Origin of the sequence: Tersicoccus mangrovi, assembly GCF_036881825.1 — a bacterium.
GTDB classification, from domain to species: Bacteria; Actinomycetota; Actinomycetes; order Actinomycetales; family Micrococcaceae; genus Tersicoccus; species Tersicoccus mangrovi.
The window spans coordinates 85,473-109,854 of record NZ_JBAJMW010000003.1; the positions used below are offsets into that span (position 1 = coordinate 85,473).

Sequence of the window (24,382 nt, forward strand, 5' to 3'; positions counted from 1 at the left end):
GGAGGGGCTGCCGTCAGCGGATGTACCAGACGACGTCGTCGTTGTACCCGTTGGCGTAGGCGACCCTGCCCTGCCCGACGTCGCCGTTCAGGTCGAACGCGAGCTTGCCCTGCGTGCACTGACCGCGGGCGAGTGTCACCGTGCCCAGCTCGCCCGAGCCGACCCCGGTGCGGGTCGCCCGGAGCGCTCCGCCGCCCCAGAGGACGAAGTCGCCGGGCGCCACCCGCTGCTGGATGCTCGGACTCACACCGCGGGCCCGGGTGTCCTCGCCGGCGCAGAAGTCGACGGTGAGGGTCGTCCGGGTCCCGTAGGCGCCCGATCGGACGGTGTCGACGTTCCTCACGGTCACCGTCGACCCGTTCCCGAGTTTCACCGTCTCGCCGACGGACACGCGTTCCTGCACGGGACCGGGCGCGCCGAACGCCTGGGAGATGGCCATGAAGGCGATGAAGCCGAGCATCAGGACCGCGAGGACGACGACGGGGCGCAGCCACCGGCGTGACCGGAGGCCGAGGGCCCGGATGGCCGCGGTGCGTTCGGAGTCGGTGGAGCGGGCCCGTGGCACGCCCTTCAACCGGCGGTCGAGCAGGGAGCGCAGCGCCTTCGGGCGCTGGAACGTGTCGACGACGAAGGACACCCGGCGCATCGCGGCGTCGACGACCGTCATCCCGGAGGCATCGTCCTCGACGACGATCACGGCGTCGGCCAGACTGACGCCCGCGTCGGCCCCCGGCCGGGTGCCCCCGTGGTAGTCGGGGCGCAGCATGGTGGGTCCGATGCCGAGCTTCGCGGGCGCATCCGCGACCCGGGGATCCCGCTGCCGGGCGATCCAGGTGCTGAAGGAGCGGAGGTGTTCCGTCGGCAGGTCGGGCACCAGGGGGTCGAACCCGGGCACCGGCTCGCTCCCGCGTTCCCGCGCCAGGTGCACGGAACCGAGGGCCAGCCCGAGGGCGGACCGCACCTGGGCGGCAGTCGGCGGGGCCTCCTCGGGCAGGCCGAGCACCCGCCGTTCCCGCTGCCACGCCGGGGAGGGCGCCTGCGCCCGGTTCTCGACGGCCGTGTCGACGGCTCGGTCCGGGATGGGCAACGGAGCGAGGGCCAGGCGGTCGATCACCCGGTCGCGGGGCTCACCGGTGAGCGTCTCGGCGGTCTGCAGCGTCAGGATCAGGTGCTCGTGCAGCTCGGTCACCTGCACGCCCACGGGCACGTCGGTCCCGGCGACGTCGGCGACGGTCTCGGCCAGACAGCCGGCCAGCACGTCCGCGGCGGCCAGCCCGGCGAGGCCGCGGGGCACGACGACGGAGAACAGCACCGAGCCGCCCGTGGCCTCCAGCGTCCCGGCCCGGTCGACGGTCGGCCCGTCGGACCGGCGCACCGGTTCGCGGGAGCGCATGTCGGCGCCGCCGGCCAGGACGCGACCGGGCAGCTCGGCGTCGTTGGTGAAGAAGACGCCGGGGACCTCACCGGTGAACGGCGAGAGCCGGCGCAGGAGGGCACGGCCCCGTTCGAGCGCGTCGGGAACCGTGACGCCGAGCCAGATCAGGGAGAGAGCACTGGCGCCACAGCGCGCGGCCACGTCGGTGCCCCAGACGGACACGCGCGCCGGCACCGGGTCGACGTCGTCGTCCAGGTGCGGAGCGACGGCCAGGTCACCCATCGGACCACTGGTCGCACCGTCGACCGGGCCACCGACCACCGCGGGCAGGCGCTCCCATGCCGACACGACGGCGTCCCGTCGCCCGCGCACCGTCACGGTCAAGGTCGTCTCCTTGACCAGCGCGGCGACCTCGGGAACGGACACGTCGCCGGCCCCCAGCTCCACCGGACGCCCGAGTTCGCGCCGGAGCACACCGGCCGCGTACCGCAGGGCGCCCAGGTCCGCGGCGGTCTCGTCGAGCAGCCCGTGCGCGACCGTCCAGCCGATCACGGTCTGGTCGACGTCGTCCTCGAGTACCTGCCAGTCGACTCCGTCGACCTTCTCCCACGCCATCGGCGTCCCCCTCCGGTCCGGACGCCGCGTGCGCGGCGGCCCTGTCGATTGAACCATCGACCGGGCCGAGCTCGATGTCAGCATGGCCGTCGGTCACCCCGCGCCACGCTCCGCGACCGTGCCCATGACCGCGGCGCACGAGACAGGACGAGGCAGAAACGACGAACGGCCCGGACCCTCGAGGGGTCCGGGCCGTTCCCGGTGCTGCAACCGGCATCCATGCGGACGCCGTTCGCGGAGACGGGGGGATTTGAACCCCCGGTCGAGTTTTAGCCCGACCCTTCATTAGCAGTGAAGTCCATTCGGCCGCTCTGGCACGTCTCCAGCGCTGTCACCAGCCTCCCTAGGGTAACCAGAACCGGTCAGACTGCACAAAACACCGCGTCGATGCGGGTGTCGCAGATCACAAACCTTTCTTTGCAAATATATCTTTGCAATGCTATCGTGGTGGTCATGTCCGAGATCCCGCCCACCGATGCCCTCCCCGTGCTGGCCGGTCCGGTCCGGGACGTCGGCGTCGAGTCCCTCAAGGCCCTCGGCCACCCGCTGCGCGTGCAGATCCTCAACACGCTCAGCCAGTTCGGGCCCCAGACCGCCAGCTCGCTCGCCGAGCGCCTCGGCGGCACCAGCGGGTCCTTCAGCTACCACCTGCGCCAGCTGGCCCGGCACGACTTCATCCGGGACGTGCCCGACCGCGGCAACGCCCGCGACCGCTGGTGGGAGCGCACCCCCGGCTCCATCAACGTCAACCCGCTCGCCGTCGCCGACAACCCCGCCGGCGTCGAGGCCGCCCACGTGATCCTGCGCGAGTGGGGTCGCAACCGCGCCGCCCTGCTCGCCGCCTTCGAGGAGCGGGGCGAGCAGGAACTCCCGCGCCCCTGGTTCGAGGCGAGCGTCCTGGAGGCGGCCAACGTCCGCGTCACCGCCGAGGAGCTGGATCGCATCAGCCACCAGGTGACCCGTGCCGTGGAGGCGATCATCGCCCCCTACCGGAACCGCGAGCCGGCCGAGGACGCCCGCGCCGTCCAGCTCCAGCTCAACGTGTTCCCGATTCTCGATCCGCCCGTCATCCCCACCACCACCACCTCCGAAGGAGAAGTCCGATGAGCGCCCTGGACACCAGCGCCCTGATGATCGTCCGTCCCACCACCCCGCGCACCCCCGCCACGCTGCTGACCCGGCTGCTCAAGCCGGCCACCACCGGCCGCACCGTCGCCCGCCGCGAGCGCTACCTCCAGCAGGTCGAGGACTTCCGCACCACGCACAGCGACCACGGCACCCTCCGCACCGGCGGCAGCGCCTGGCCCGAGTTCGACTGACACCGGCCCGGCACAGCCCGGACGGTCCCGCGTCCGCATCCGGGTGACACGAAGCCCCGGCACCGTCACGGTGCCGGGGCTTCGTCGTCGCGTCAGGCGGTCGCCCGTCGGCGGGGGGAGACCGCGGGCTGCTGCGAGGAGACCGGTGCCGCGATGTCCTCCAGCGACTTCCGGGCGGCGTCGACGCCGAGGACGATCTCCACGACCCCCGCGGCGATCATCAGTCCGGCGCCGATGAAGTAGCCCATGGCGACCGCACCGATCCCCTGCTCGACGAAGGTGCCGAAGAGCAGCGGTCCGATGATGCCGCCGAGACCCGTGCCCACGGCGTAGAAGAAGGCGATGGCCATCGCCCGGGTCTCCATCGGGAAGATCTCGCTGACCGTCAGGTACGCCGAACTGGCGCCGGCGGAGGCGAAGAAGAACACGATGCACCAGCACACGGTCAACGCGACCGCGCTGAGCACCTGCGCCTGGAACAGCAGCCCCGTCACCACGAGCAGCACGCCCGAGCCGATGTAGCTGCCGGCAATCATGGGGCGCCGTCCGAGCGTGTCGAAGAGCCGGCCGAGGACGAGCGGTCCGGCGAAGTTGCCCAGCGCGATCGGCACGAGGAACCACGGGGCGGCGCCGCCCGAGACCCCGAGCAGCTTGGTCAGCACGAGCGCGTACGTGAAGAAGACGGCGTTGTAGAGGAACGCCTGCCCCACGAAGAGGCTCAGTCCCAGCACGGACCGCTTCGGGTACTGCCCGAAGGCGACCTTGATGATGGTGCCGAAGCCGGTCGACTTCCGCTGGTGGATGGTCAGCGACTGCTGCACCGGTTCGAGCGTCGCCCCGGTCTCGCCCTCCACGCGGTGCTCGATGCCCTCGACCAGCTGCTCGGCGTCGTCGTTGCGGCCGTGGATGAACATCCACCGGGGCGACTCGGGCACGTGCCGCCGGACGAGCAGGATGACGAGGCCGAGCACCGCACCGAGGCCGAACGCGAGCCGCCAGCCGAGGTCGGCGGCGAAGAGGTGGGTGTTGAGCAGGACCACGGAGAGCACAGCTCCGGCCGCCGCGCCAAGCCAGTAGGACCCGTTGATCGCCAGGTCGACGACGCCGCGGTGCCGGGCGGGGATCAGTTCGTCGATCGCGGAGTTGATCGCGGCGTACTCGCCGCCGATGCCGGCACCGGTGAAGAACCGGCAGATGAAGAAGAAGATCGGGTTGAAGGAGAACGCCGTCGCCACGGTGGCCGCCAGGTAGAGCAGCAGCGTGATCATGAAGAGGCGTTTCCGGCCCCAGCGGTCCGTCAGGTAGCCGAACACGAGCGAGCCCACGCACGCGCCGGCCACGTAGATCGCGGCGGCGAGGCCGATCTGGCCGGCCGTCAGGCCGAGCCCTGAGGCGCCCTCCGTGAGCCGATCGCTGATCGAGCCGATGATGGTGACCTCGAGGCCGTCGAGGATCCAGACGGTGCCGAGCCCGACGACGATCATCCAGTGCCAGCCCGCCCACGGCAGCCGGTCCAGCCGGCCGGGGATGCGGGTCTTGATGGTCTCCAGTCGTTGCGTCATCGATAAGCCCCCTTGCGATTGCTGCCTGTCCGGGCAGCATAGACCCGTCCAGGCCGCCGGTCAGGCGGTGGCGGGTCTTGCCTCTCCGCGCGGGAGCACGAGCAGGGCGAGGACGCCGGCGAGGGCGGCGAGCCCGATGACGAGCGTGACGGTCCCCGACCACCCCCACCAGCCGAACAGGACGCCACCGAGCCAGCCGAACACGCTGGAGCCGAGGTAGTACGCCAGGTTGTAGAGGGACGTGGCCTGGGCGCGCCCCGTCGTCGCCTGGAACCCGGCCCAGCCCGAGGCGATCGAGTGGGCCCCGAAGAAACCGGCGGTGAGCACGAGCACGCCGGCGAGGATCACGGGCAGCCACGGCGTCGTCGTCATGAGCACCCCGGCGCTCATCACCGCCGTCGAGCCGAGCAGCACCGTGCGCCGCCCCCGTCGCGCCGCGAGCCGGCCCGCCAGGGGCGAGGAGACGGTGCCGGCGAGGTAGGCCACGAAGATGGCGCTGATCAGCGCGTGCGGCAGGTGCCACGGCGGCCCCTCGAGCCGGAACCCGAGGTAGTTGTAGATCGCGACGAAGCCGCCCATCAGCAGCATGCCCTGGGCGAAGACGGTGAGCATGCGCGGGTTGCGCAGGTGCATCAACAGGAGGACGACGACGCCCTCGGCCCGGTCCTGCCGGCGGACGGCGACGAAACCGCGGGGCCGTGGTGCCAGCAGCACGAACCCGACGGCGGCGATCGCGGCGAGGATCGAGACGGTCAGCATCCCGGCACGCCAGCCCAGCCATTCGCCCACGGGCCCGGCGGTGATCCGGCCCAGCAGGCCGCCGACCGTGGTCCCCGCGACGTACGTGCCGGCCGCGAGCGCCGCGTGGAACGGGTGGACCTCCTCGTTCAGGTACGCGACGGCGAGGGCGGGCACCCCGCCCAGGGCCACCCCCTCGGCCACGCGCAGCGTCAGCATCACCCCGTAGTCCGGGGTGACGGCAACCGCGAGACCGAGCACGGTGGCGAGCACGATGGCGGCGCGCATCGCCTGCACCCGGCCGAACCGGTCGGCCACAAAGGACCAGACGACGACGGAGAGGGCGAGCCCGGCGGTGGCCGCCGAGATGGTCAGCCCGGCGTCGGAGGCACTGATCCTCAGGTCCGCGGCGATGAGCGGGAGCACGCCCTGCGGAGAGTAGAGCTGGGCGAAGGTGACGACGCCGGCGCAGGCCAGGGCCGCGATGACGCGTCGGTAGCCCGGGGTACCCCGCAGGTACCCGGCGAACTCAGCGGTCATCGATCTCGCTCACCGGTCCACGGTAGCCCGACCTCGGGTTCGTCCCGTCCACGGTGCGCCCGGGTGCGCGGTGCCGCCGGTTCGTTACCCTTGTCGCGTGAACCAGCAGACTCCCGTGAATCAGCAGACGCCCGAGACGATCGACCTCTCCGCGTCCTTCAAGGCCTACGACGTGCGCGGCATCGTCGGGGAGACCATCACGGAGGAGACGGTGCGCGCCACGGGAGCCGCCTTCGTCGACGTCCTCGGCCTGTCCGGCCGGACGGTGCTGATCGGCGGCGACATGCGCCCCTCCTCACCCGCGTTCGCGAAGGCCTTCGCCGACGGCGCCGCCACCCGCGGAGCCGAGGTGCAGCTGCTGGACCTGATCTCCACGGACGAGCTCTACTTCGCGTGCGGGACGCTGGACGCCGCGGGCGTCACGTTCACCGCCTCGCACAACCCCGCCGAGTACAACGGCATCAAGATGTCGCGCGCCGGCGCCGTGCCCGTCTCCTCCGAGTCCGGCCTGAACGAGATCCGCGACGCCGCCCAGCAGTACCTGGCCGCGGGCACCATCGAGCCGGCCGGGCAGCGGGGTGAGATCGGCCTGAGCGACGTGCTCCCCGACTACGCCGCGTACCTTCGCTCCCTCGTGGACCTGAGCGGCATCCGACCGCTGAAGGTCGTGGTCGACGCGGGCAACGGCATGGCGGGGATGACGACGCCGGCGGTCCTCGGCGACGCGATGCTCCCCGCCCTGCCGCTGGACATCGTGCCGCTGTACTTCGAGCTGGACGGCAGCTTCCCGAACCACCCGGCCAACCCGCTCGAGCCGGAGAACCTGGCCGACCTGCAGGCCGCCGTCGTCGAGCACGGCGCGGACCTGGGCCTGGCGTTCGACGGCGACGCGGACCGCTGCTTCGTCATCGACGAGAAGGGGCAGCCCGTCTCGCCGTCCGCCGTCACGGGCCTCGTCGCGAGGCGGGAGATCGCCCGCTCGCGGGCCGCCGGCGAGGAGCACCCCGTCATCATCCACAACCTCATCACCTCCCGGGCGGTGCCCGAGCTGGTGGAGCGGGAGGGCGGCCGGCCGGTGCGCACCCGCGTGGGGCACTCGTTCATCAAGGCGGTGATGGCGTCGGAGGGCGCCGTCTTCGGCGGCGAGCACTCCGCGCACTACTACTTCCGCGACTTCTTCAATGCCGACACCGGCATGCTCGCGGCGATGCACGTGCTCGCGGCCCTCGGCGAGCAGGACCGACCGCTCTCGGAACTCGGCGCGGAGTACGAGCCGTACGTCTCCTCCGGGGAGATCAACTCGACGGTCGAGGACAAGGCCGCGGCGGTGGACCGGGTGCGTGAGGACTTCGCCGACGACGACGTCACCGTCGACGAGCTCGATGGCACGACCTTCAGCGCGGCCGACGGCTCCTGGTGGTTCAACCTGCGCCCGTCGAACACTGAGCCGTTCCTGCGGTACAACGGGGAGGCCGCGGACCGGGCGCTGATGGAGCGGATCCGGGACCGGGTGCTCGCCCTCGTCCGGGCGTAACGGCACCGCCCTCGGTCCGGCCAGGGCCGCGGCGCGCGGCGCGGCGTGTCCTCTCCCTCGGGCGCCCCCCAGGACCGGCCCCCTCGGCAGTTGGGCCTGTTACTCCCGCCGAGGTGGTGGTGATGCCACCCCTTCCGGTAGTACCTGTCCCATCCGCGACGTGGATCCCCGGGAGCCCGGCCGCATCCGTACAGGCAGCTCCCTTCAGCCCACCGCTGGCCGTTGCGTCGACGCGGCAAGCGCCACGGTGATGAGTCGACGGAAGGCCTCGGTGTTCCGTGTCACGTCCGCCCAACCGATTCGAATGACGCGCCAACCCGCGTTGATGAGCGCCTTCTCCCGACGTCGCTCTTCGTAGAGGGCCTCGGCGGTCGGCCGGTAGTCGAAGTACTTTCCGCGACCGTCGAATTCGAGAACGATGCGGCGGTCCGGCCACGCGAAGTCCACGCGATGGTCGCCGATGGCCGTCGGGATCCAGCACTGGCTGACCGGGAGGGGAACCGCCCATTCGTGCAGGAGGACGCGTGTCAGGGTCTCCCCCGCGGACTCAGCGGCCGGATCCAGCCGGTCGATGACGAGCGCGAGACGGCGCACGCCGTGCCGCCCCGGGTTGTCGGCGATCCAGGACCGGAGCGCACCGCTGTCGAGTCCGCGTCGAGCTGCTTGATCGGCGATGACGAGGGCCTCCCGGTGGGACGCCACGGTCGCCACGTCTCGGACGACGTCTTCCAGGCCGCTGATGTGCAGCCCGTGCGCCGTCGTCGTCGGAACGATCTGCACGGCCAACCGGTGGTACGACACCCCGGTGCGCGTCCCCCGCCCGGAGACCGGTGCCGCAACACGCGCGTGCATCTGATCCGGCACGGCGAGCAGATGCAGACCATGCAGCGCAGCCGCGGAATGGTGGCTGATCACGGCAGCGTCCGACAAGGAGAAGCCGCCGGCATAGACCACCACGCGGTAGCGATCGTCGGCGTCGAGGCGTTGCCAGCGGTCCTGGCTGATGTACCACCCACGCCTGACCCGTCGCAGCACGCCACGATCGACGAGCCGCCTCACCCGATTCGGCGGGTACCCCGACAGTTCGAGCGTGCGGCTGGAGCGCAGACCCAACGCGTCAGGTGAGGGCGCCGGCCGGATCTCGTGCATGCGCACACTGTCGCAGGAGAGACCGCCCAGAGACAGGATCGGGTCCGCTCCTGTGGACAAGTCCGACGGCGTCCGTCGGCCGCCGTGACAATAAGGGACCTGCGTGACAACGTCAGAAGGGACAGTTCCTCCCACTCCGCTGGTGCCGTGCACCGCCTCGCCGGGAGGAACTGTCCCTTCTGGCGGAGGGCCGAGTGCTCGGCCGAGCAGCCGAGCCGGTGTCCCGGAGGCGTCACACCTCCAGGCGGACCTCCAGCCGGTGGTACTGGCGCACCATCTCCGGCGGCAGCGAGTCGTGCAGCACGTTGAACCACTGGTGGATGCCCGGCAGCTCCTTGCGCCACTCCTCGACGTCGACCTTCAGCGCGTCGCCGAGCTGCTGCTCCGAGATGTCCAGGCCGGTCAGGTCGAGGTCCTCGGGACGGGGCACGATGCCGATCGGCGTCTGCTCCCCCGACGCCTCACCCTCGAGCCGCCCGACGATCCACTTGAGCACCCGCGAGTTCTCCCCGAATCCGGGCCACGCGAACTTGCCGTCCCGGTCCCGCCGGAACCAGTTGACGTAGAAGATCTTCGGCATGTGCCCGGCGTGGGTCTTGCCGAGCTTGACCCAGTGCGCCAGGTAGTCGCCGGCGTTGTAGCCGATGAACGGCAGCATCGCCATGGGGTCGCGGCGCACGACGCCGACAGCACCGGACGCGGCGGCCGTCGTCTCCGAGGACAGCGTCGCACCCTCGAACACGCCGTGCTCCCAGTCGAACGACTCGTGCACCAGGGGCACCGTCGTCTTGCGCCGGCCGCCGAAGATGATGGCCGACAGGGGCACGCCGTCCGGGTCGTCGTACTCGGGGGCAAGGATGTCGACCTGCTTGATCGGCGTGCAGAACCGGGAGTTCGGGTGCGCGGCCGGGTTCTTCGACGCCGGGGTCCAGGACCGGCCCCGCCAGTCGGTCAGGTGCGCGGGCACCTCGTCGGTCATGCCCTCCCACCACACGCCGCCGTCGTCGGTCAGGGCGACGTTGGTGAAGATGGTGTTGCCCTTGGCGACGGCGCGCATCGCGTTGGGGTTGGTGGACCAGCCGGTGCCGGGCGCGACGCCGAACAGGCCGGCCTCGGGGTTGACGACCCGCAGGGTGCCGGACTCGTCGAACCGCATCCACGCGATGTCGTCGCCCACCATCTCGGCCTTCCAGCCCTCCACGGTCGGCTCGATCATGGCGAAGTTCGTCTTGCCGCACGCGGACGGGAAGGCGCCGGCGACGTAGTGCGCCCGCTGCTGCGGGTCGGTGATCTTCAGGACGAGCATGTGCTCGGCGAGCCAGCCCTCGTCGTGCGCGATGGCCGACGCGATCCGCAGCGCGTAGCACTTCTTGCCCAGCAGGGCGTTGCCGCCGTAGCCGGAGCCGTAGGACCAGATGGCCCGGTCCTCGGGGAACTGCACGATGTACTTGGTCTCGCTGCACGGCCACGGCACGTCGTCCTGGCCGTTGTCCAGGGGCTGGCCCACCGAGTGCAGCGCCTCGACGAAGAACGCGTCCGTCGCGGTCATCTTGTCCAGGACGGCGGAGCCGATCGTGGCCATGATCCGCATCGAGCAGACGACGTAGGGGCTGTCGGTCAGTTCGACGCCGAACTTGGGGTCGGTCGCGTCGAGGCTGCCCATGACGAAGGGGATGACGTACATGGTGCGCCCGTGCATGCTGCCCCGGTAGAGGCCGCGCAGGGTGGCCTTCATGTCCTCGGGGTCCATCCAGTTGTTGGTGGGCCCGGAGCCGCGCTCCTCCTTCGAGCAGATGAAGGTCTGCTCCTCGACGCGGGCGACGTCCTCGGGATCGGAGAACGCCGCGAAGGAGTTGGGGAACTTGTCCTCGGCCAGGCGGACCAGGGTGCCGGTCTCGACCATCTCGTCGGTCAGGCGGGTCCATTCGGCCTCGCTGCCGTCGACCCAGACGAGCGTGTCCGGCTCGGTCAGGTCGGTGACCTCGCGGACCCAGGCGAGCAGCCGGGCGTGCGTGGTCGGCGCGTTCTCGAGCGCGTCCCTCACGGCAGCGTTCGCGCCGCTCGGACTCGCCGTGCTCGTTTCCTGAACCGTACCGGCCATGGCATTTCCCTTCGTTGGGATCTGGGGTGCCCTCATCGTAGGGGGACCGTTGGTGCGCGAACCCCGGACCGGGCGGCCGTCGGCCGTCCCACGAGGGCGGCGGCACGCCGTCGCTAGGAGGGAGACTAGATGGTCGTGATCCAGGTCACGTAGACCGGTATAGACGTGTGACGCCGGACGCGCCATCCCACGTCATCCGCGCACGCCCGCCGGATTTGGGCGTGAACCCGGCCCCGGTGTATGGTTTTATCCGGCCCGTTCGCCGTTGTCACCCTCCAGTTCGGAGCGTCAACACGGCGGGCCACGCGCCCGTAGCTCAACGGATAGAGCATCTGACTACGGATCAGAAGGTTGGGGGTTCGAATCCCTTCGGGCGCACTTTCCTGACAGCAGCCCCGGTTCCTCGCGGACCGGGGCTGCTGTCGTTCCCGGGCCGGTACGGCCCTGCGACGGCCGACGACGCCGCGACGGGCCGGCGCCACCTCCGTTCCCCGACCGGGAATGAACCTTCCTCCGCCCACCTTGGCACCGGTGACGGGCCTCGTCATGATGGACGAGTGCCACGGGTGGGCCGACCGGCTCGCCCGCCGCCCCAGGGAAGGTGCGAACCCATGGAACCGCTCTACACCGCCGAAGCCCTCGCGACCGGAGCCGGCCGCAACGGCCACACCCGGACGCCGGACGGCAAGGTCGACTTCGACCTCTCCATCCCCACGAGCATGGGCGGGGACGGCGTCGGCACCAACCCCGAGCAGCTGTTCGCGGCCGGTTACGCGGCGTGCTTCCACAGCGCCCTGCAGGGCGTGGCTCGCAAGGCGAAGGTCGACCTGGGCGACTCCACCGTCGGCGCCCGTGTCTCGATCGGACGCAACGACGACGGCGAGGGCTTCGGTCTCGCCGTCGAGCTCGAGGTGACCATCCCCGACCTGCCGCACGAGCAGGCGCAGGAGCTCGCGGACGCCGCCCACCGGGTCTGCCCGTACTCGAACGCCACCCGCGGCAACATCCCCGTCACCGTCACCGTCTCGGACGACTGAGCCGTGTCCGACGCAGCGGGACAGCAGAACACCCTGACCACCGACGTCGTCGTCATCGGCGCCGGGCCCGTCGGCGAGAACGCGGCCGACCGGGTCATCGCCGGCGGCCTGACGGCCGTCGTCGTCGAGGCCGATCTCGCCGGCGGCGAGTGCTCCTACTGGGCGTGCATGCCGTCCAAGGCGCTGATCCGGCCGCTGACGGCAGTGCACGCCGCGCGCTCGGTGGACGGTGCCGCCCAGTCGGTCACCGGGTCCGTCGACGTCGACAAGGTCTTCGCCCGCCGGGACGAGTTCACCTCGCACTGGGACGACGCCGGGCAGGTCGAGTGGATCGAGGGCATCGGCGCGACGTTCCTGCGTGGCCACGGCCGGATCAGCGGCGAGCGCGAGGTCACGGTCACCGGGCAGGACGGCACGACGACGGTGATCACCGCGCGGCAGGCCGTCGTCCTGGCCACCGGCTCGACGCCGGTGACCCCGCCGATCGACGGCCTCGACGGTGTCGACTTCTGGGGCACCCGCGAGGCCACGTCGGCGCACGAGGTGCCCGGCCGGCTGGCCGTGCTCGGCGGCGGCGTCGCCGGCATGGAGATGGCCCAGGCGTTCGCCCGGCTCGGCTCGACGGTCACCGTGATCGCCCGCTCCGGCGTGCTGGCCAAGTTCCCCCGGCCCGCGGTCGAGGTCGTCCTGGACGCCCTGCGCGAGGAGGGCCTGACCGTCCACGAGAACACGGCGACCACGCGGGTCGAGGCGGCCGAGGATGGCACGATCACCGTGACGCTCGACGACGCGGAGCCGGTCGTCGCGGACCGGCTGCTCGTCTCGACGGGCCGCCGGCCGAACACCGGCGACCTCGGACTCGAGCACGCCGGCGTGCAGCTGACGACGAAGGGCGGCCTGCCTGAGGTCGCCCCCACCGGGCAGGTCGCGGGCTCGGACTGGCTGTTCGCCGTCGGCGACGTCGCAGGCAAGGTGCTGCTGACCCACCAGGGCAAGTACGAGGCACGCGCGACGGGCGACTTCATCGCCGCGCGCGCCGAAGGCTCCACCCCGGATGCCGGGCGATTCAGCAGGTATGCCGCGACGGCGGACGAGGTCGCGGTCCCCCAGGCCGTGTTCACCGACCCCGAGCTGACGATGGTCGGCCGCACCGCCGAGCAGGCCCGCGACGCGGGACTGGACGTGCGGACCGTCGAGCTGCCGATCGCGGTCGCCGGCTCGTCCCTGCACGCCGACGGATACACCGGCTGGGCGCAACTGGTGATCGACACGGCCGACGACACCCTGGCCGGCGTCACCTTCGCCGGCCCCGACGTCGCCGAGCTGCTGTACTCGGCGACCGTCGCCGTGGCCGGCCAGGTGCCACTGGACCGCCTCTGGCACGCGGTGCCCGCGTACCCGACGATCAGCGAGGTGTGGCTGCGCTTGCTGGAGAAGGCGGGTCGCTGACCTCCTCTCCGCCTCGACACCGGATCCGCCCGGCCCGTCCCGACGGACCGGGCGGTTCCGTGTTCCCGAGATCACCGTCGCGCACGAGACGTCCTACTTGAACTGACCGGTCAGTCTAAATAGAATTCTCGGGTGCTCACGGCCCGACGCGTCCTCGTCCACGGACGCCACAGCGATCTCCTCCCTCCCACGACGCTCACCGCCCTGGAGTCCGAACCCCATCTCGTCCTGGCCACCACGGCCGAGGAACGCACCGCACTCGCCCTGACGCTCAGCGGCCGGATGCGTCCGGACGGCGGCACCGTGATGTGGGGTCACGACGACGGGATCGGCAAGCTCCGCTCGCACGTCGGCCTCGTGGACTCCCCCGGAGTCAACGAGCCCGAGCGGCACCAGCGGATGCGCGACGTCATCGCCGAGGACCTCTCCCTGCTGCCCCGGCCCATCCGGCGTCGAGCAGCGGTGCGCGGCTGGGCCGTCGACCACGGTCACGCGGACCTGCTCGACCAGTGGCCCGACCAGCTGAGCGCGACGCGCCGGCTGCGCCTGCTGGCCGACCTCGCCCTCGCCGACGACCGGGTCTCAGCACTCGTGCTCGACGGCCCCGACCGGCTCACCTTCGACAGCGCCGCCTGGCTCGACGTCGTGACGGATTTCGCCGCCCGCGGCCTCGTCGTGATCGCCGTCGTCACCGACGTCCCCGACGGCTGGACCGGGCCGGTCACCGTGATCGGCGCGGCGACGGAAGAGCCCGACGAGGGCCGCCGCCCGGATGACACAGAACCCTCGGACGATGCGCTCGACACCGCCCTGCCCGTCCCGGGTTTCCCGGACGAGCACGAACCGGACGAGGGCGAACCGGCCGACCCCGAGCCGGTCGAGCCCGCGACCGCACCCCTCACCACCCACGACCTCACCCACGAACCGACCGCCGAGACGGCGAAGGACGACCGATGACCACCCTGAGACTGGCCCAGTCCGAACTGAAGCGCATGACGAGCGGGCGCCTGCCCCGCCTGGCCCTCGTCGCGATGATCCTCGTCCCGCTCCTGTACGGCGCCATGTACCTCTACGCGAACTGGAATCCGTACGGCAATCTCGGCAGCATCCGTGCCGCCCTGGTCGTCGACGACGACGGGGCGACGATCGGCGGCAAGCAGCAGAACGTCGGCGACGAGATCGCGAGGAACCTGACGGACTCGAAGACCTTCGACTGGGTACGGGTGACGTCCGCCGACCGCGCGAACGCCGGCGTCGAGTCGGGCGACTACGCCTTCGCCGTGACCATCCCCGCCGACTTCAGCACGCGCCTCGCGTCGCCCGACAACCTCACGACCGGCAGACCCGCGCAGCAGGCCGCGCTGTCCATCACGACCAACGACGCCAACAACTACCTGCTCGGCACCATCGCCGGGAAGGTGACGACGCAGATCCACGACTCGGTCGCCAAGCAGGTCAGCACCAAGACCGCCGACGCGCTGCTCACCTCGATCGGCACGATCCACGACCAGCTCGGCAAGGCCGCCGACGGCGCCGGGCAGCTGAAGGACGGCGCCCAGCAGCTCGCGGACGGCGCGGGCAGGCTCAAGGACGGCACCGCCCAGGGCGTCACCGGCACCGTCTCCCTCGTCGACGGCGAGAAGAAGCTGGTGGCCGGCACCGACCAGCTCAGCACCGGCGCGACCCGGCTGAACAGCGGCCTCGGCACCCTCCAGCAGAAGACAGCGGACCTGCCCGCCCAGACCCGGCAGCTCGCCGACGGCGCCGCCCAGCTGAACAGCGGCCTCGGCACCCTGCAGCAGAAGACCGCCGATCTGCCCGCCCAGAGCCGACAGCTCGCCGACGGCGCCGCCCAGCTGAACACCGGGCTCGGCACGATCGAGGACGGACTGGCCGGCCTGCCCGCGCAGACCCGGCAGCTCGCCGACGGTGCGGCGCAGCTGAACACCGGCCTCGGCACCCTCCAGGAGCAGACCGCGGGCCTGCCGGCGCAGACCCGGCAGCTCGCCGACGGCGCGGCGCAGGTCGCGGCCGGCGACGCGGCGCTGTCCACCGCGGTGCAGGGCATGGCGCAGCAGCTGGACGCGGTGCCCGACGCCGCGCGTCAGCGGATGGTCGCCACGACCGATCAGTTGCGCGCCGACGGCGTGATCGACGACGCGACCGCGAAGCAGATCATCGCCCGCTACGACGCCGCTCCGACCTCGCCCGCACTGGACGCCGCCCGGCAGCGCGTCGGCCAGGCGGCCGGCCAGGTCGAGGCGCTCTCGACCGGCGCCGGTCAGGTCTCCGCCGGTGCCGCGAAGCTCGCCGACGCGGCCCCGGCGCTGAGCAACGGCATCGCCTCCGCCCACACCGGCGCGGGACAGCTGGCCGACGGCACCGCGAAACTCGCGGACGGGACGGCAGCCCTGGGCAGCGGCATCGCCTCCGCCCACGCCGGTGCGGGCCGGCTCGCGGACGGCACCGCGAAGCTCGCGGCCGCCGCCCCGGCTCTGACCGACGGCATCGCCTCCGCCCACACCGGTGCGGGCCGGCTCGCCGACGGCACCGCGAAGCTCGCCGACGCCACCCCCGCCCTCACCGACGGCATCGCCTCCGCCCACGCCGGCGCCGGGCAGCTCGCCTCGGGGGCGTCCAGCCTCTCCGCAGGCCAGCACGACGCCCTCACCGGTGCGGAGAAGCTCGCCTCCGGCACCGCACAGCTCGACTCCGGCGCGCAGAGCCTGAAGGACGGCGCGACGAAGCTGGCCGGTGGCGCGACCCAGTTGCACGACCAGCTCGCCCGCGGTGCCGGCCAGGTGCCGAACCCCGACGCGACACAGAAGCAGAACTACTCCCAGGTGATCGGCGACCCCGTGTCCGTCGGTGCGGTCAACCAGGCCAAGGCGACCTCCTACGGCGCCGGGCTCGCCCCGTTCTTCATGGTCCTCGCCCTGTGGATCGGCCTGTTCATGCTCGCCCAGACGATGCGCCCCATCTCCGAGCGCGCCCTGGCGTCGAACGGTCAGGCCTGGAAGATCGCCGTCGGCGGCTGGCTCCCGTTCGTCGCCGTCGCCGTCGTGCAGGCCACCGTGCTGTACCTCGTCGTGCTGTTCGCGATCGGCCTGGACGTCGCGCATCCCGTGCTCACGTGGCTGCTGATGCTGGCGGCCGCCCTGGCGTTCAGCGCCCTCATCCAGGGGCTGATCGCCCTGCTCGGGGCCGTCGGGAAGTTCCTGGTCCTCATCCTGCTGGTCCTCCAGCTGGTCGGCTCGGGCGGCACGTTCCCGTGGCAGACCGTTCCGGCGCCGCTGCAGTTCGTCCACGTGGTGCTGCCGATGGGCCGGGTGATCGACGAGATGCGCACGCTGATCTACGGCGCGGACCTCTCGTTCCTGCCCGCGGTGTTCCTCAGCCTGCTCGGGTACGTGATGATCGGAGTGTGCCTCTCGACCCTCGCCGCCCGCCGTCACCGGTTCTGGACGCTGTCCCGCCTCCAGCCGCAGATCGCGCTGTGAGCGCCGTCGCCGCCGACCCGGTCCCAGCCACGGCCCCGGCCCCGGCTCCGGCCGAGGACTCAGGCCCGGCGGTCCGTTCCGGCGGTGGGCGGGGCAGCCGCCCGGGCCGCACCGCCCGTACCCGGGCGAAGCTGTTCGAGGCGGCCATCACGCTGCTGGGCGAGCGCGGCCCGGCGAACGTGTCGATCGACGAGATCGCCGCGGCCGCCGGCGTCTCCAAGGGCACGGTCTACTACAACTTCTCCAGCAAGGCCGACCTCGTGGCGAAGGTGCTCGAATCCGGGGTCGACCTCATGGAGGAGCGGCTGCTCGGCGTCGACGACACCGCCGATCCCGTCGACCAGGTCGCCGACATGGTGGGACGTGCTCTCGACTTCCTCACCGAGTACCCCTCCTTCACGCGACTGTGGATGAGCGAGATGTGGCGCCCGATGAGCCAGTGGTATGCGGAGCTGAATGCGCTGCGGGGCCGGCTGCTGAGCCTGATCCAGGACCGGCTCGAGGCCGTCGCCGGGACCCACGACGTCGATCCCACCCTCCCGATCGAGCAGCTGGCGGTGACCCTGATGGGCTCGACCATGTTCACCGGCCTGTCCCGCGACACCCACGGCGCGACACTGGACCGCGCGACCGCGGTCGCCGTCGTCATGGCCGCGGTACGCGGGTGGGTGCGCGACTGACTCGCGACGACGCGGGACTCGTCAGCGCGGGACTCGTCAGCGGGGGACGGCGAACGCGGTGACGGCGGCGTCGCGCCGGTCGAGCTCTGCCCAGGGCAGGTCCAGCTCCAGCACGGCCAGGCCGAGGGTCGGGTAGTCGGTGCCGAGGTCGGTCACGGCGTCCTGGTCCGACTCCGGCGAGGCCAGCCGGAGGGCGACGTTCTGCACCGCCGGGAAATGGGCGACGACCAGCAGGGTGCGCACCGTCTCCGGCACGTGGTTGATGACCGTGAGCATGCCCGTCGTGCCCGCGTTGTAGAGGTCGTCGCGCAGCTGCGGCGTCGGCGCCTTCTCCCCCAGCTCCTGGCACACCCAGGTGGTGGTCTGCCGCGTCCGCAGGGCGCTCGAACAGAGGATAAAGTCCGGGACGACGTCGTGCTCGCGCATCCAGCGGCCGGCGGCCGGGGCCTCGTCGTGACCGCGCGCCGCGAGCGGCCGGTCATGGTCGGTCACCTCGGGCGCCGTGGCCGCCTTGGCGTGGCGCAGCAGCAGGAGACGACGCTGATCGGGGCTCATCCGGCGAGTCTATCCAGCCGGACGAACCCCGATCGGTCGGGTCGGATCGCTAGATGGAGTACTCGGGCGCGGCCCAGACGACGACCTCGGGGTGGTCGTAGAACCGGTAGCCCTGGCCGCGCACGGTGCGGACCGTGTTGGCGAGCCGGCCGAGCTTGGAGCGCAGCCGGCGGATGTGCACGTCGATGGTGCGCTCGTTCGGCGCCTCCTCGGCGTTGCGCCACAGACCGGTCAGCAGCTCGTCCCGGCTGACGGTGCGGGTGCCGTTCTCCACGAGGAAGTTCAGCAGCTCGAACTCCTTGAACGTGAGGTTCAGCAGTTCGCCGTCGAGGAACACCTCGCGCCGCGACAGGTCGATGAGGACGCCGGTCGGGCGGTTGACGGTCGGCACGGGCGCCGGTTCGGGCTGCCGCGACCGGACGCCGGTGATGGTCGGGTCGCCGAGCGTGCTGCGGACGACCTCGAGATCGCTGCCGACGGCGTCGTTGGGTGCCAGAGCGACCGCCGCGTAGCTGTCGGCACCGGGGACCACGGAGCGCACATGGGCGCGCAGCTCCTGGACGAGCTTGACCAGGCTGGTGCCGCTCTCGGCGGCCGCCTGCTCGTCGAGGCCGACGTAGATGACGAAGCCGCGGGCCGAGCTCTCGGACTCGGCGGCCGTCACCTCGTCCGGCGCGGGCGCGGCAGCGGTGTCAGTGCCGGACGGCACCGAGCGCAGACCGGAGAAGTGGCCGACGACGGGCATGGGACCGGTCGGCGGAAGCGGGCGGCGAGTGACGAGACCACGCGGCGCAGCGGACTTCTGGCGGTTGCGCAGGGAGATGTGGACGTATCCGGACGAGGCGACAGACATGGGAACCTCACGTGACGACGAAGGTGAACGACTCAGGAATGCGGGCGCGATCCGATCGGATCGAGCGCGGACGCGACGGCTGGCTGGATGAACCGATTCAGCGGGGCATTCGTCGACAACACATTCGCCGCACGGTGGGGTCGACACCGATGCGAGAGATCACGGTCGTGTTGTTCACGTCTCGATTGTGTCGCGCAATCGACCGTACGTGCAAGTAACATAGGCTTCTTTTGTCCACATCGTGAGACGCGTTGTCTCATCTCACTTTCGTCACGAACGCAGAGCGCCGGGCATCGACACCGCCACACGCCTCTGACGTGGGCAGATGTTGATCACCCGGCGTTCTGCGCCTTACTCGCGCACGAACCCGAAAATCAAGTGCTAGCTGGTGGTGCCGTCCGACCCGCTCATCGTGCCGCCGGAGTTGCTCGAGCCGCTGGAGCCGTTGGAGCTCGAACCACTCGAGCTCTGGCCGCTCTGGCTCTGGCTCTGGCTGGTGGTGGACACGGTGGTCAGCCGGATGCTCGTGGCCGTCGCGGAGCCGGACGACGACGTCGTGGCCACCACCGTGACCGTGGCCCCCGTCGTGAGGTCGCCGGCCGACAGCCCGGACGAGGAACTCCCCGACTGACCCGACTGGCCCGACGACGAGTTCCCGGACTGGCCCTGGCCGGACTGACTCTGGCCGGCCTGGCCGTCCCCGTCCTGGTCGAGGTCACCCGGTGGCATGCCACCAGAACCCTGCATGCCACCAGAACCCTGCATGCCACCAGAGCCCTGCATCCCGCCGGGGCCCTGCTGAGTGCCCTGGTTCTGCAGCCCCTGCTGGCCGCGGTCCCCGCCGAGCGAGGTGCGGGTGATCTGGGTGCTGCTGTCGATCGCGTACGTCTTGCTGTACCCGTCGCTGCTCTTGACGGTGATCGAGGTCGTGCTGGCCGCCGTGATGGTGCCGTTCTGCAGCAGCATCGTGACCGTGCTGCCGCTGCGCGAGGTGACGAACTCGCCGTGGAGCGCCGAGCCGAGCTCCGAGCTGACGCCGGTGCCGAGTCCGCCGCCGAGGCCGGACTGGCCGAAGCCGCCGCGGCCCAGGCCGGCGAACCCCTCGCCCGCACCTCCGCGGCCACCCGCCTGCGTCGAGGTCGCCGAGGATGCCGCGACCGCCGCGGCCCCGCCGCCGAGGGCGACGCCGACCGCGACGCCGGCCGCGAGCAGGGACTTCTTCAACGTCCAGGGCCGGGACGACGATGCCGACGGGGGCGCGCCCCACGTCGTGCGGCCCTGCCAGCCGTCGCCGTACGCACCATGCGCCGGCTGACTGGGGGGCATGGCGCGCCCGTCCGTGCCGTCGGGACCAGAGTAGGGCTGCGAGTACGGGCCGGTGGAGGAATCGGGGTACGACCCGGAGTACGGGCCGGACGCGGGAGCCGAGCCCCACGGCTGCGAGCCGGAGGTCGAGCCGTTCGCCGCGCCGGACGTGTGACGGCCGGGGGAGGTCGGCGGGAGCGGAGGCAGCGCGGACGGGCCGGCACCCGGGTCGGAGTGCTGGGCATCGGCACCGCTGGCAGCGCGGCGGGCCTCGGGGTCGCGCGGGTCATGCGGGTACTGCTCGGACATGGGGGTCCTTCCTGTGGGGCTGCCGGAGCAGGCCGGGTACGTCGATGTCTCGAGTCTTCGATCGGGGCCTGTGTCGCGGCTGTGCCCGGTCCCACGCGTCACTGTGCAGTTGAGGTGACCGGTGCAGTTGAGACGACCGGTGCAGTTGAGACGACCGGTGCAGTCGGACGTGCCGGTGCAGTTGGATGTGCCGGTGCAGATGAGGATCCCCGGGCGATACCGAGCGGTCGCTCATCCAGCCGCCCCCGCCGACCCGGCGCGGATCGGGCCGGCCGGACGGCGACGAGACTAGGCTGGGCGCACGATCCTGTGGCCCGGAGCGGAGCCGCGACGCCGCGTTCGCATGCGCCGTGCAGCTCAGTCGATCCCCACCTCACAGCTCTCTCACACGCACAGCTCCGTCACAGGTTCGGCCCAGCAGGGAGCTACCCCGGGACCGGAGACTCGATGTCATGACCGCACGCCAGCAGCGCACCGCCCTGATCGACAGCCTTCCCCGCCTCGAGCACCCGGACGGCTCGCCGATCCGCGCGCTCGTCGTGGACGACGAGCCGTCGCTGGCGGAACTGGTGAGCATCGGGCTGCGGATGGTCGGCTGGGACGTCGAGACCGTGCACGACGGCGAGAACGCCGTCACCGTCGCCCGCTCGTTCCGGCCCGACGTCCTCGTCCTGGACTGGATGCTCCCGGGCTTCGACGGCGTGCAGACGTTGCAGCGCATCCGGCAGTTCGCTCCCGATGTCCCCGCGCTCTTCCTCACCGCGAAGGACGACGTCGAGGACCGCATCCAGGGCCTGAGCGCCGGCGGCGACGACTACGTGACCAAGCCCTTCAGCATGGAGGAGGTGCTGATCCGCCTGCACCGGCTCGTCCAGCGGTCCGGCGTCGCGGCGATCGACGACGCCGAGCTCGTCGTCGGGGATCTCACCCTGAACGTCGACACCCGGGAGGTCACCCGCGGCGGCGACGCGGTCGCGCTGACCGCCACCCAGTTCGAGCTGCTGCGCTATCTGATGGAGAACCCGCGACGTGTGCTCTCCAAGGCGCAGATCCTGGACCGGGTGTGGAACTACGACTTCGGCGGCCAGGCCAACATCGTCGAGCTGTACATCTCCTACCTGCGGAAGAAGATCGACGTCGGCCGCGAACCGATGATCCACACCGTCCGCGGGGCCGGTTACGTGATCAAGCCGGCCGCCTGAGCAGCACGGCCCGGAGCTCGACCGACCCGACCACCCACCCCGAATCGCCACCCAGAACTGCACGACCCAGAACAGCGCGACACCGTCGAACGGAGGCACGACACGATGAGCACGCTCGCGGGCGCTCCGGCGACCCGGGTCCGGGGCCCGGCCGGCTGGCACCTGCGCACCCGGGTCATCGCGGTCGCGCTGCTGATGCTCGCCACCATCTGCGTCACGGTGGGCCTCGTGACCCTCACCGCTGTCAACCTGTTCGTCACGAACCAGCTCGACGGGCGCCTCCACGAGGCGTCCCAGCGCGCCGTGAACTTCAGCGCTCCCCCGCCCGGCGGCGGCGACCACGACGCCTCGGACCCGCTGCAGGCGCGCGGGCAGGGTGCGGGCACCCTCAACGCCCTCATCGTCGGCGGCGCCGTCAACACGTCCGGCGTGATCGACCGGAACGGCAACCGGCAGTCCCTCTCGGCGTCGGACCGCTCGGCACTCGCCTCGCTGCCGACGACGTCGGAACCGGCCGAACGCAACCTGTCCATCGGCGACTACCGGCTCGTGGCCACCCAGGTCACCAACGGCGTCGTGGTCACCGGGCTGCCACTGACCGACCGCAACGACCTCCTCCGGGACATCACCGGCACCTTCGCCCTCGTCTCGCTCGGCGGCCTCGCGCTGACCGGCGTCATCGGCGTCGTCGTCATCCGGCGCACGCTGCGCCCGCTCGAGGACGTCAGCGCCGTCGCCACCCAGGTCGCACGGTTGCCGCTGGACGCCGGCGAGGTGCGGCTCGCGCAACGGGTGCCCCCGCGGCTCGCGGACCCGCACACCGAGGTCGGCTCGGTGGGCCACGCACTGAACCAGATGCTCGACAACGTCTCCTCCGCCCTCGACGCCCGCCAGCGCAGCGAGACCCGCGTGCGGCAGTTCGTCGCCGACGCCTCGCACGAGCTGCGCACCCCGCTCGCGGCGATCCGCGGCTACACCGACCTGGTGCGGATGACGGAGGACCTGAGCGAGGACGGCGCCCGATCGCTCGGCCGGGTCGAGTCCCAGTCGCGGCGGATGACGTCGCTCGTCGAGGACCTGCTGCTGCTCGCGCGGCTCGACGAGGGCCAGCAGCCCGAGTTCGCCGACGTCGACCTGGGCGAACTCGTCGTCGAGGTCGTCACCGACGCGCAGGTCACCGCGCGGGATCACCACTGGGTCATCGCCGTGCCCGACGACCCGGTCCCCGTGCGCGCCGATCCCCGGCAGCTCACGCAGGTGCTGACGAATCTGCTCTCGAACGCCCGCAAGCACACCGACGCCGGCACGACCGTGACGACCACGGTGAGCCGGTCGAGCGACGGGCGCGACGCGGTCCTCTCCGTCGTCGACACGGGGCCCGGCATCGACCCCGAGTTCCTCGAGCAGATCTTCGCCCGGTTCGCCCGGGCCGACGCCGCACGCAGCGGCACCGACGGCACCACCGGACTCGGCCTGGCCATCGTCGAGGCCATCGTGGCGGCACACGGCGGCCGGATCGAGGTATCGTCGCGGCCGGGGCGGACCGAGTTCGCCGTCCGCCTGCCGCTCGTCTCGCGCAGCCGGCCCGCCGTCGGGGCCGGAGCCGCCTGATGTGACAACAAGTTGTCAACACATTTGTCACAGGATGTTGTCACGCGTGATTGACAAACCTGTGTGATCTGCGCGACGCTGATCCGGTGATCCCGCACCGGAGCGGATGCCCGGTGCCACTCGAGGAGAGGGCACGACCATGAGAACGTTGACGAAGCTCGCTGCCGCGCTCACGCTGGCGACGGTACCCTTCCTGGCCATCGCCCCCGCCGCTTCCGCCGCGCCGTACGGCAAGAGCGCCCCGAGCGGCTCGACCATCCAGATCGTCGGCGGCGAGCAGGCCCCGGCAACGCCGTGGGCCGTGCAGCTGATCTTCAAGCAGGGCACCGGCACGTACGGCTGCACCGGCGAGCAGGTCAACGCCCGGTGGGTCCTCACGGCCCGCCACTGCGTCGACGGCACGACGGCGATGAACGTCTACCACAGCAACAGCACGACCAACCGCGGCACCCCCACCGCCGCGGACTCGTGGGGCTACGGGCCCGCCGGCGACGTCGCGCTCGTGCACCTGAGCACCGCGGTGAACCTGAGCAGCTACCCCTCGCTCAACCTCTCCTACTCGCCCACGAAGACCGGCACGGCCACCATCATGGGCTACGGTCTGCGCGCCGACGCGACCCCCTCCACGGGTCTGTACCAGGCCACGGTGCAGCGCAACGGCCGCACCCGGGACGCCTACCGCGGCATCGCCCAGCACGTCAACGGCGTGACCGGCGCGTCCAACCACGGCGACTCCGGTGGCCCGATCATCGTCAACGGCGCCATCGTCGGCGTGTGCTCCACCGGTGACTCCGCCGATCCGGGCAGCGACATCCACGCCGGGTCGAACTACGCGGTGCTGTCCCAGGACGCCAGCTGGATCCGCACCACCATCAGCCAGTGAGCTGATCCGTCAAGACCCGGGAACAGGGGATCCCCCACCTCTGAACCCGTGATCCGAGCCCGGGG

The 24,382-nt window shown here is 71.5% G+C and carries 19 protein-coding genes and 2 tRNA genes; 12 read left to right on the top strand and 9 right to left on the bottom strand.

Translation table 11 applies throughout. The features are described from left to right. Positions 1-13: 13 nt before the first annotated feature. Positions 14-1,990, bottom strand: coding sequence for a hypothetical protein (locus tag V6N00_RS06505; protein ID WP_334231272.1), 1,977 nt, complete (start codon positions 1,988-1,990; stop codon positions 14-16). 235 nt (positions 1,991-2,225) lie between these two features. After that, positions 2,226-2,314: transfer RNA gene (locus tag V6N00_RS06510), tRNA-Ser, on the bottom strand. Between the two features lie 129 nt (positions 2,315-2,443). Here V6N00_RS06510 and V6N00_RS06515 point away from each other — a divergent pair. Together V6N00_RS06515 and V6N00_RS06520 are read left to right on the top strand one after the other, a co-directional pair. Continuing rightward, entirely contained in the window at positions 2,444-3,097 is a 654-nt protein-coding gene (locus V6N00_RS06515) for an ArsR/SmtB family transcription factor (protein ID WP_334231273.1), read from the top strand. Then, a complete protein-coding gene (locus tag V6N00_RS06520; RefSeq protein ID WP_334231274.1) occupies positions 3,094-3,309 on the top strand; it encodes a hypothetical protein in 216 nt (71 codons plus the stop codon). The genes V6N00_RS06515 and V6N00_RS06520 overlap by 4 nt, the downstream gene beginning before the upstream one ends. Before the next feature lie 92 nt (positions 3,310-3,401). On the opposite strand, the gene V6N00_RS06525 is transcribed toward V6N00_RS06520, so the two are convergent. Both V6N00_RS06525 and V6N00_RS06530 read right to left on the bottom strand, forming a co-directional pair. After that, positions 3,402-4,871 (bottom strand): MFS transporter, encoded by a 1,470-nt coding sequence (locus V6N00_RS06525; RefSeq protein WP_334231275.1) that lies wholly within the window; start codon positions 4,869-4,871, stop codon positions 3,402-3,404. A gap of 60 nt (positions 4,872-4,931) precedes the next feature. Then, entirely contained in the window at positions 4,932-6,149 is a 1,218-nt protein-coding gene (locus V6N00_RS06530) for an MFS transporter (protein WP_334231276.1), read from the bottom strand. A gap of 97 nt (positions 6,150-6,246) precedes the next feature. Here V6N00_RS06530 and V6N00_RS06535 point away from each other — a divergent pair, with 97 nt between their 5' ends. Further along, positions 6,247-7,683: a phosphomannomutase/phosphoglucomutase gene (locus V6N00_RS06535; protein WP_334231277.1), complete on the top strand. Its 1,437-nt coding sequence runs from the start codon at positions 6,247-6,249 to the stop codon at positions 7,681-7,683. Positions 7,684-7,887: 204 nt separating this feature from the next. Here the strand turns inward: V6N00_RS06535 and V6N00_RS06540 are convergent, their stop codons facing one another. Together V6N00_RS06540 and V6N00_RS06545 are read right to left on the bottom strand one after the other, a co-directional pair. After that, positions 7,888-8,832, bottom strand: a complete 945-nt coding sequence (locus V6N00_RS06540) for an endonuclease domain-containing protein (protein ID WP_334231278.1) — start codon at positions 8,830-8,832, stop codon at positions 7,888-7,890. A gap of 232 nt (positions 8,833-9,064) precedes the next feature. Further along, on the bottom strand, positions 9,065-10,933 hold the full coding sequence (locus tag V6N00_RS06545; RefSeq protein WP_334231279.1) for a phosphoenolpyruvate carboxykinase (GTP): 1,869 nt from the start codon (positions 10,931-10,933) through the stop codon (positions 9,065-9,067). Between the two features lie 305 nt (positions 10,934-11,238). Here V6N00_RS06545 and V6N00_RS06550 point away from each other — a divergent pair. The 6 genes from V6N00_RS06550 to V6N00_RS06575 all read left to right on the top strand — a co-directional run bounded on the left by V6N00_RS06550 (position 11,239) and on the right by V6N00_RS06575 (position 17,599). Continuing rightward, positions 11,239-11,311 (top strand) — tRNA-Arg (locus V6N00_RS06550). A 233-nt stretch (positions 11,312-11,544) separates the two neighbouring features. After that, a complete protein-coding gene (locus V6N00_RS06555; RefSeq protein ID WP_334231280.1) occupies positions 11,545-11,970 on the top strand; it encodes an organic hydroperoxide resistance protein in 426 nt (141 codons plus the stop codon). Between the two features lie 3 nt (positions 11,971-11,973). Continuing rightward, the gene (locus V6N00_RS06560; protein WP_334231281.1) at positions 11,974-13,419 is read left to right on the top strand and encodes a dihydrolipoyl dehydrogenase family protein; all 1,446 of its coding nucleotides are present in this window, start codon (positions 11,974-11,976) and stop codon (positions 13,417-13,419) included. Between the two features lie 132 nt (positions 13,420-13,551). Further along, positions 13,552-14,376, top strand: coding sequence for an ABC transporter ATP-binding protein (locus V6N00_RS06565; RefSeq protein ID WP_334231282.1), 825 nt, complete (start codon positions 13,552-13,554; stop codon positions 14,374-14,376). Further along, a complete protein-coding gene (locus V6N00_RS06570; RefSeq protein ID WP_334231283.1) occupies positions 14,373-16,919 on the top strand; it encodes a YhgE/Pip domain-containing protein in 2,547 nt (848 codons plus the stop codon). The genes V6N00_RS06565 and V6N00_RS06570 overlap by 4 nt, the downstream gene beginning before the upstream one ends. Next, a complete protein-coding gene (locus V6N00_RS06575) occupies positions 16,916-17,599 on the top strand; it encodes a TetR/AcrR family transcriptional regulator (protein WP_334231284.1) in 684 nt (227 codons plus the stop codon). The genes V6N00_RS06570 and V6N00_RS06575 overlap by 4 nt, the downstream gene beginning before the upstream one ends. A gap of 36 nt (positions 17,600-17,635) precedes the next feature. Here the strand turns inward: V6N00_RS06575 and V6N00_RS06580 are convergent, their stop codons facing one another. The 3 genes from V6N00_RS06580 to V6N00_RS06590 all read right to left on the bottom strand — a co-directional run bounded on the left by V6N00_RS06580 (position 17,636) and on the right by V6N00_RS06590 (position 20,621). Next, positions 17,636-18,154, bottom strand: a complete 519-nt coding sequence (locus V6N00_RS06580) for a SixA phosphatase family protein (RefSeq protein ID WP_334231285.1) — start codon at positions 18,152-18,154, stop codon at positions 17,636-17,638. A 49-nt stretch (positions 18,155-18,203) separates the two neighbouring features. Further along, positions 18,204-19,007, bottom strand: coding sequence for a winged helix-turn-helix domain-containing protein (locus V6N00_RS06585; protein WP_334231286.1), 804 nt, complete (start codon positions 19,005-19,007; stop codon positions 18,204-18,206). Between the two features lie 381 nt (positions 19,008-19,388). Further along, positions 19,389-20,621, bottom strand: a complete 1,233-nt coding sequence (locus tag V6N00_RS06590) for a hypothetical protein (RefSeq protein WP_334231287.1) — start codon at positions 20,619-20,621, stop codon at positions 19,389-19,391. A 452-nt stretch (positions 20,622-21,073) separates the two neighbouring features. Here V6N00_RS06590 and V6N00_RS06595 point away from each other — a divergent pair, with 452 nt between their 5' ends. From V6N00_RS06595 to V6N00_RS06605, 3 genes are all read left to right on the top strand, one after another. After that, a complete protein-coding gene (locus V6N00_RS06595; protein ID WP_334231288.1) occupies positions 21,074-21,823 on the top strand; it encodes a response regulator transcription factor in 750 nt (249 codons plus the stop codon). A gap of 105 nt (positions 21,824-21,928) precedes the next feature. Further along, the gene (locus tag V6N00_RS06600; protein ID WP_334231289.1) at positions 21,929-23,434 is read left to right on the top strand and encodes a sensor histidine kinase; all 1,506 of its coding nucleotides are present in this window, start codon (positions 21,929-21,931) and stop codon (positions 23,432-23,434) included. Positions 23,435-23,573: 139 nt separating this feature from the next. After that, a complete protein-coding gene (locus V6N00_RS06605; protein WP_334231290.1) occupies positions 23,574-24,317 on the top strand; it encodes a S1 family peptidase in 744 nt (247 codons plus the stop codon). The last annotated feature ends 65 nt before the right edge of the window (positions 24,318-24,382 follow it).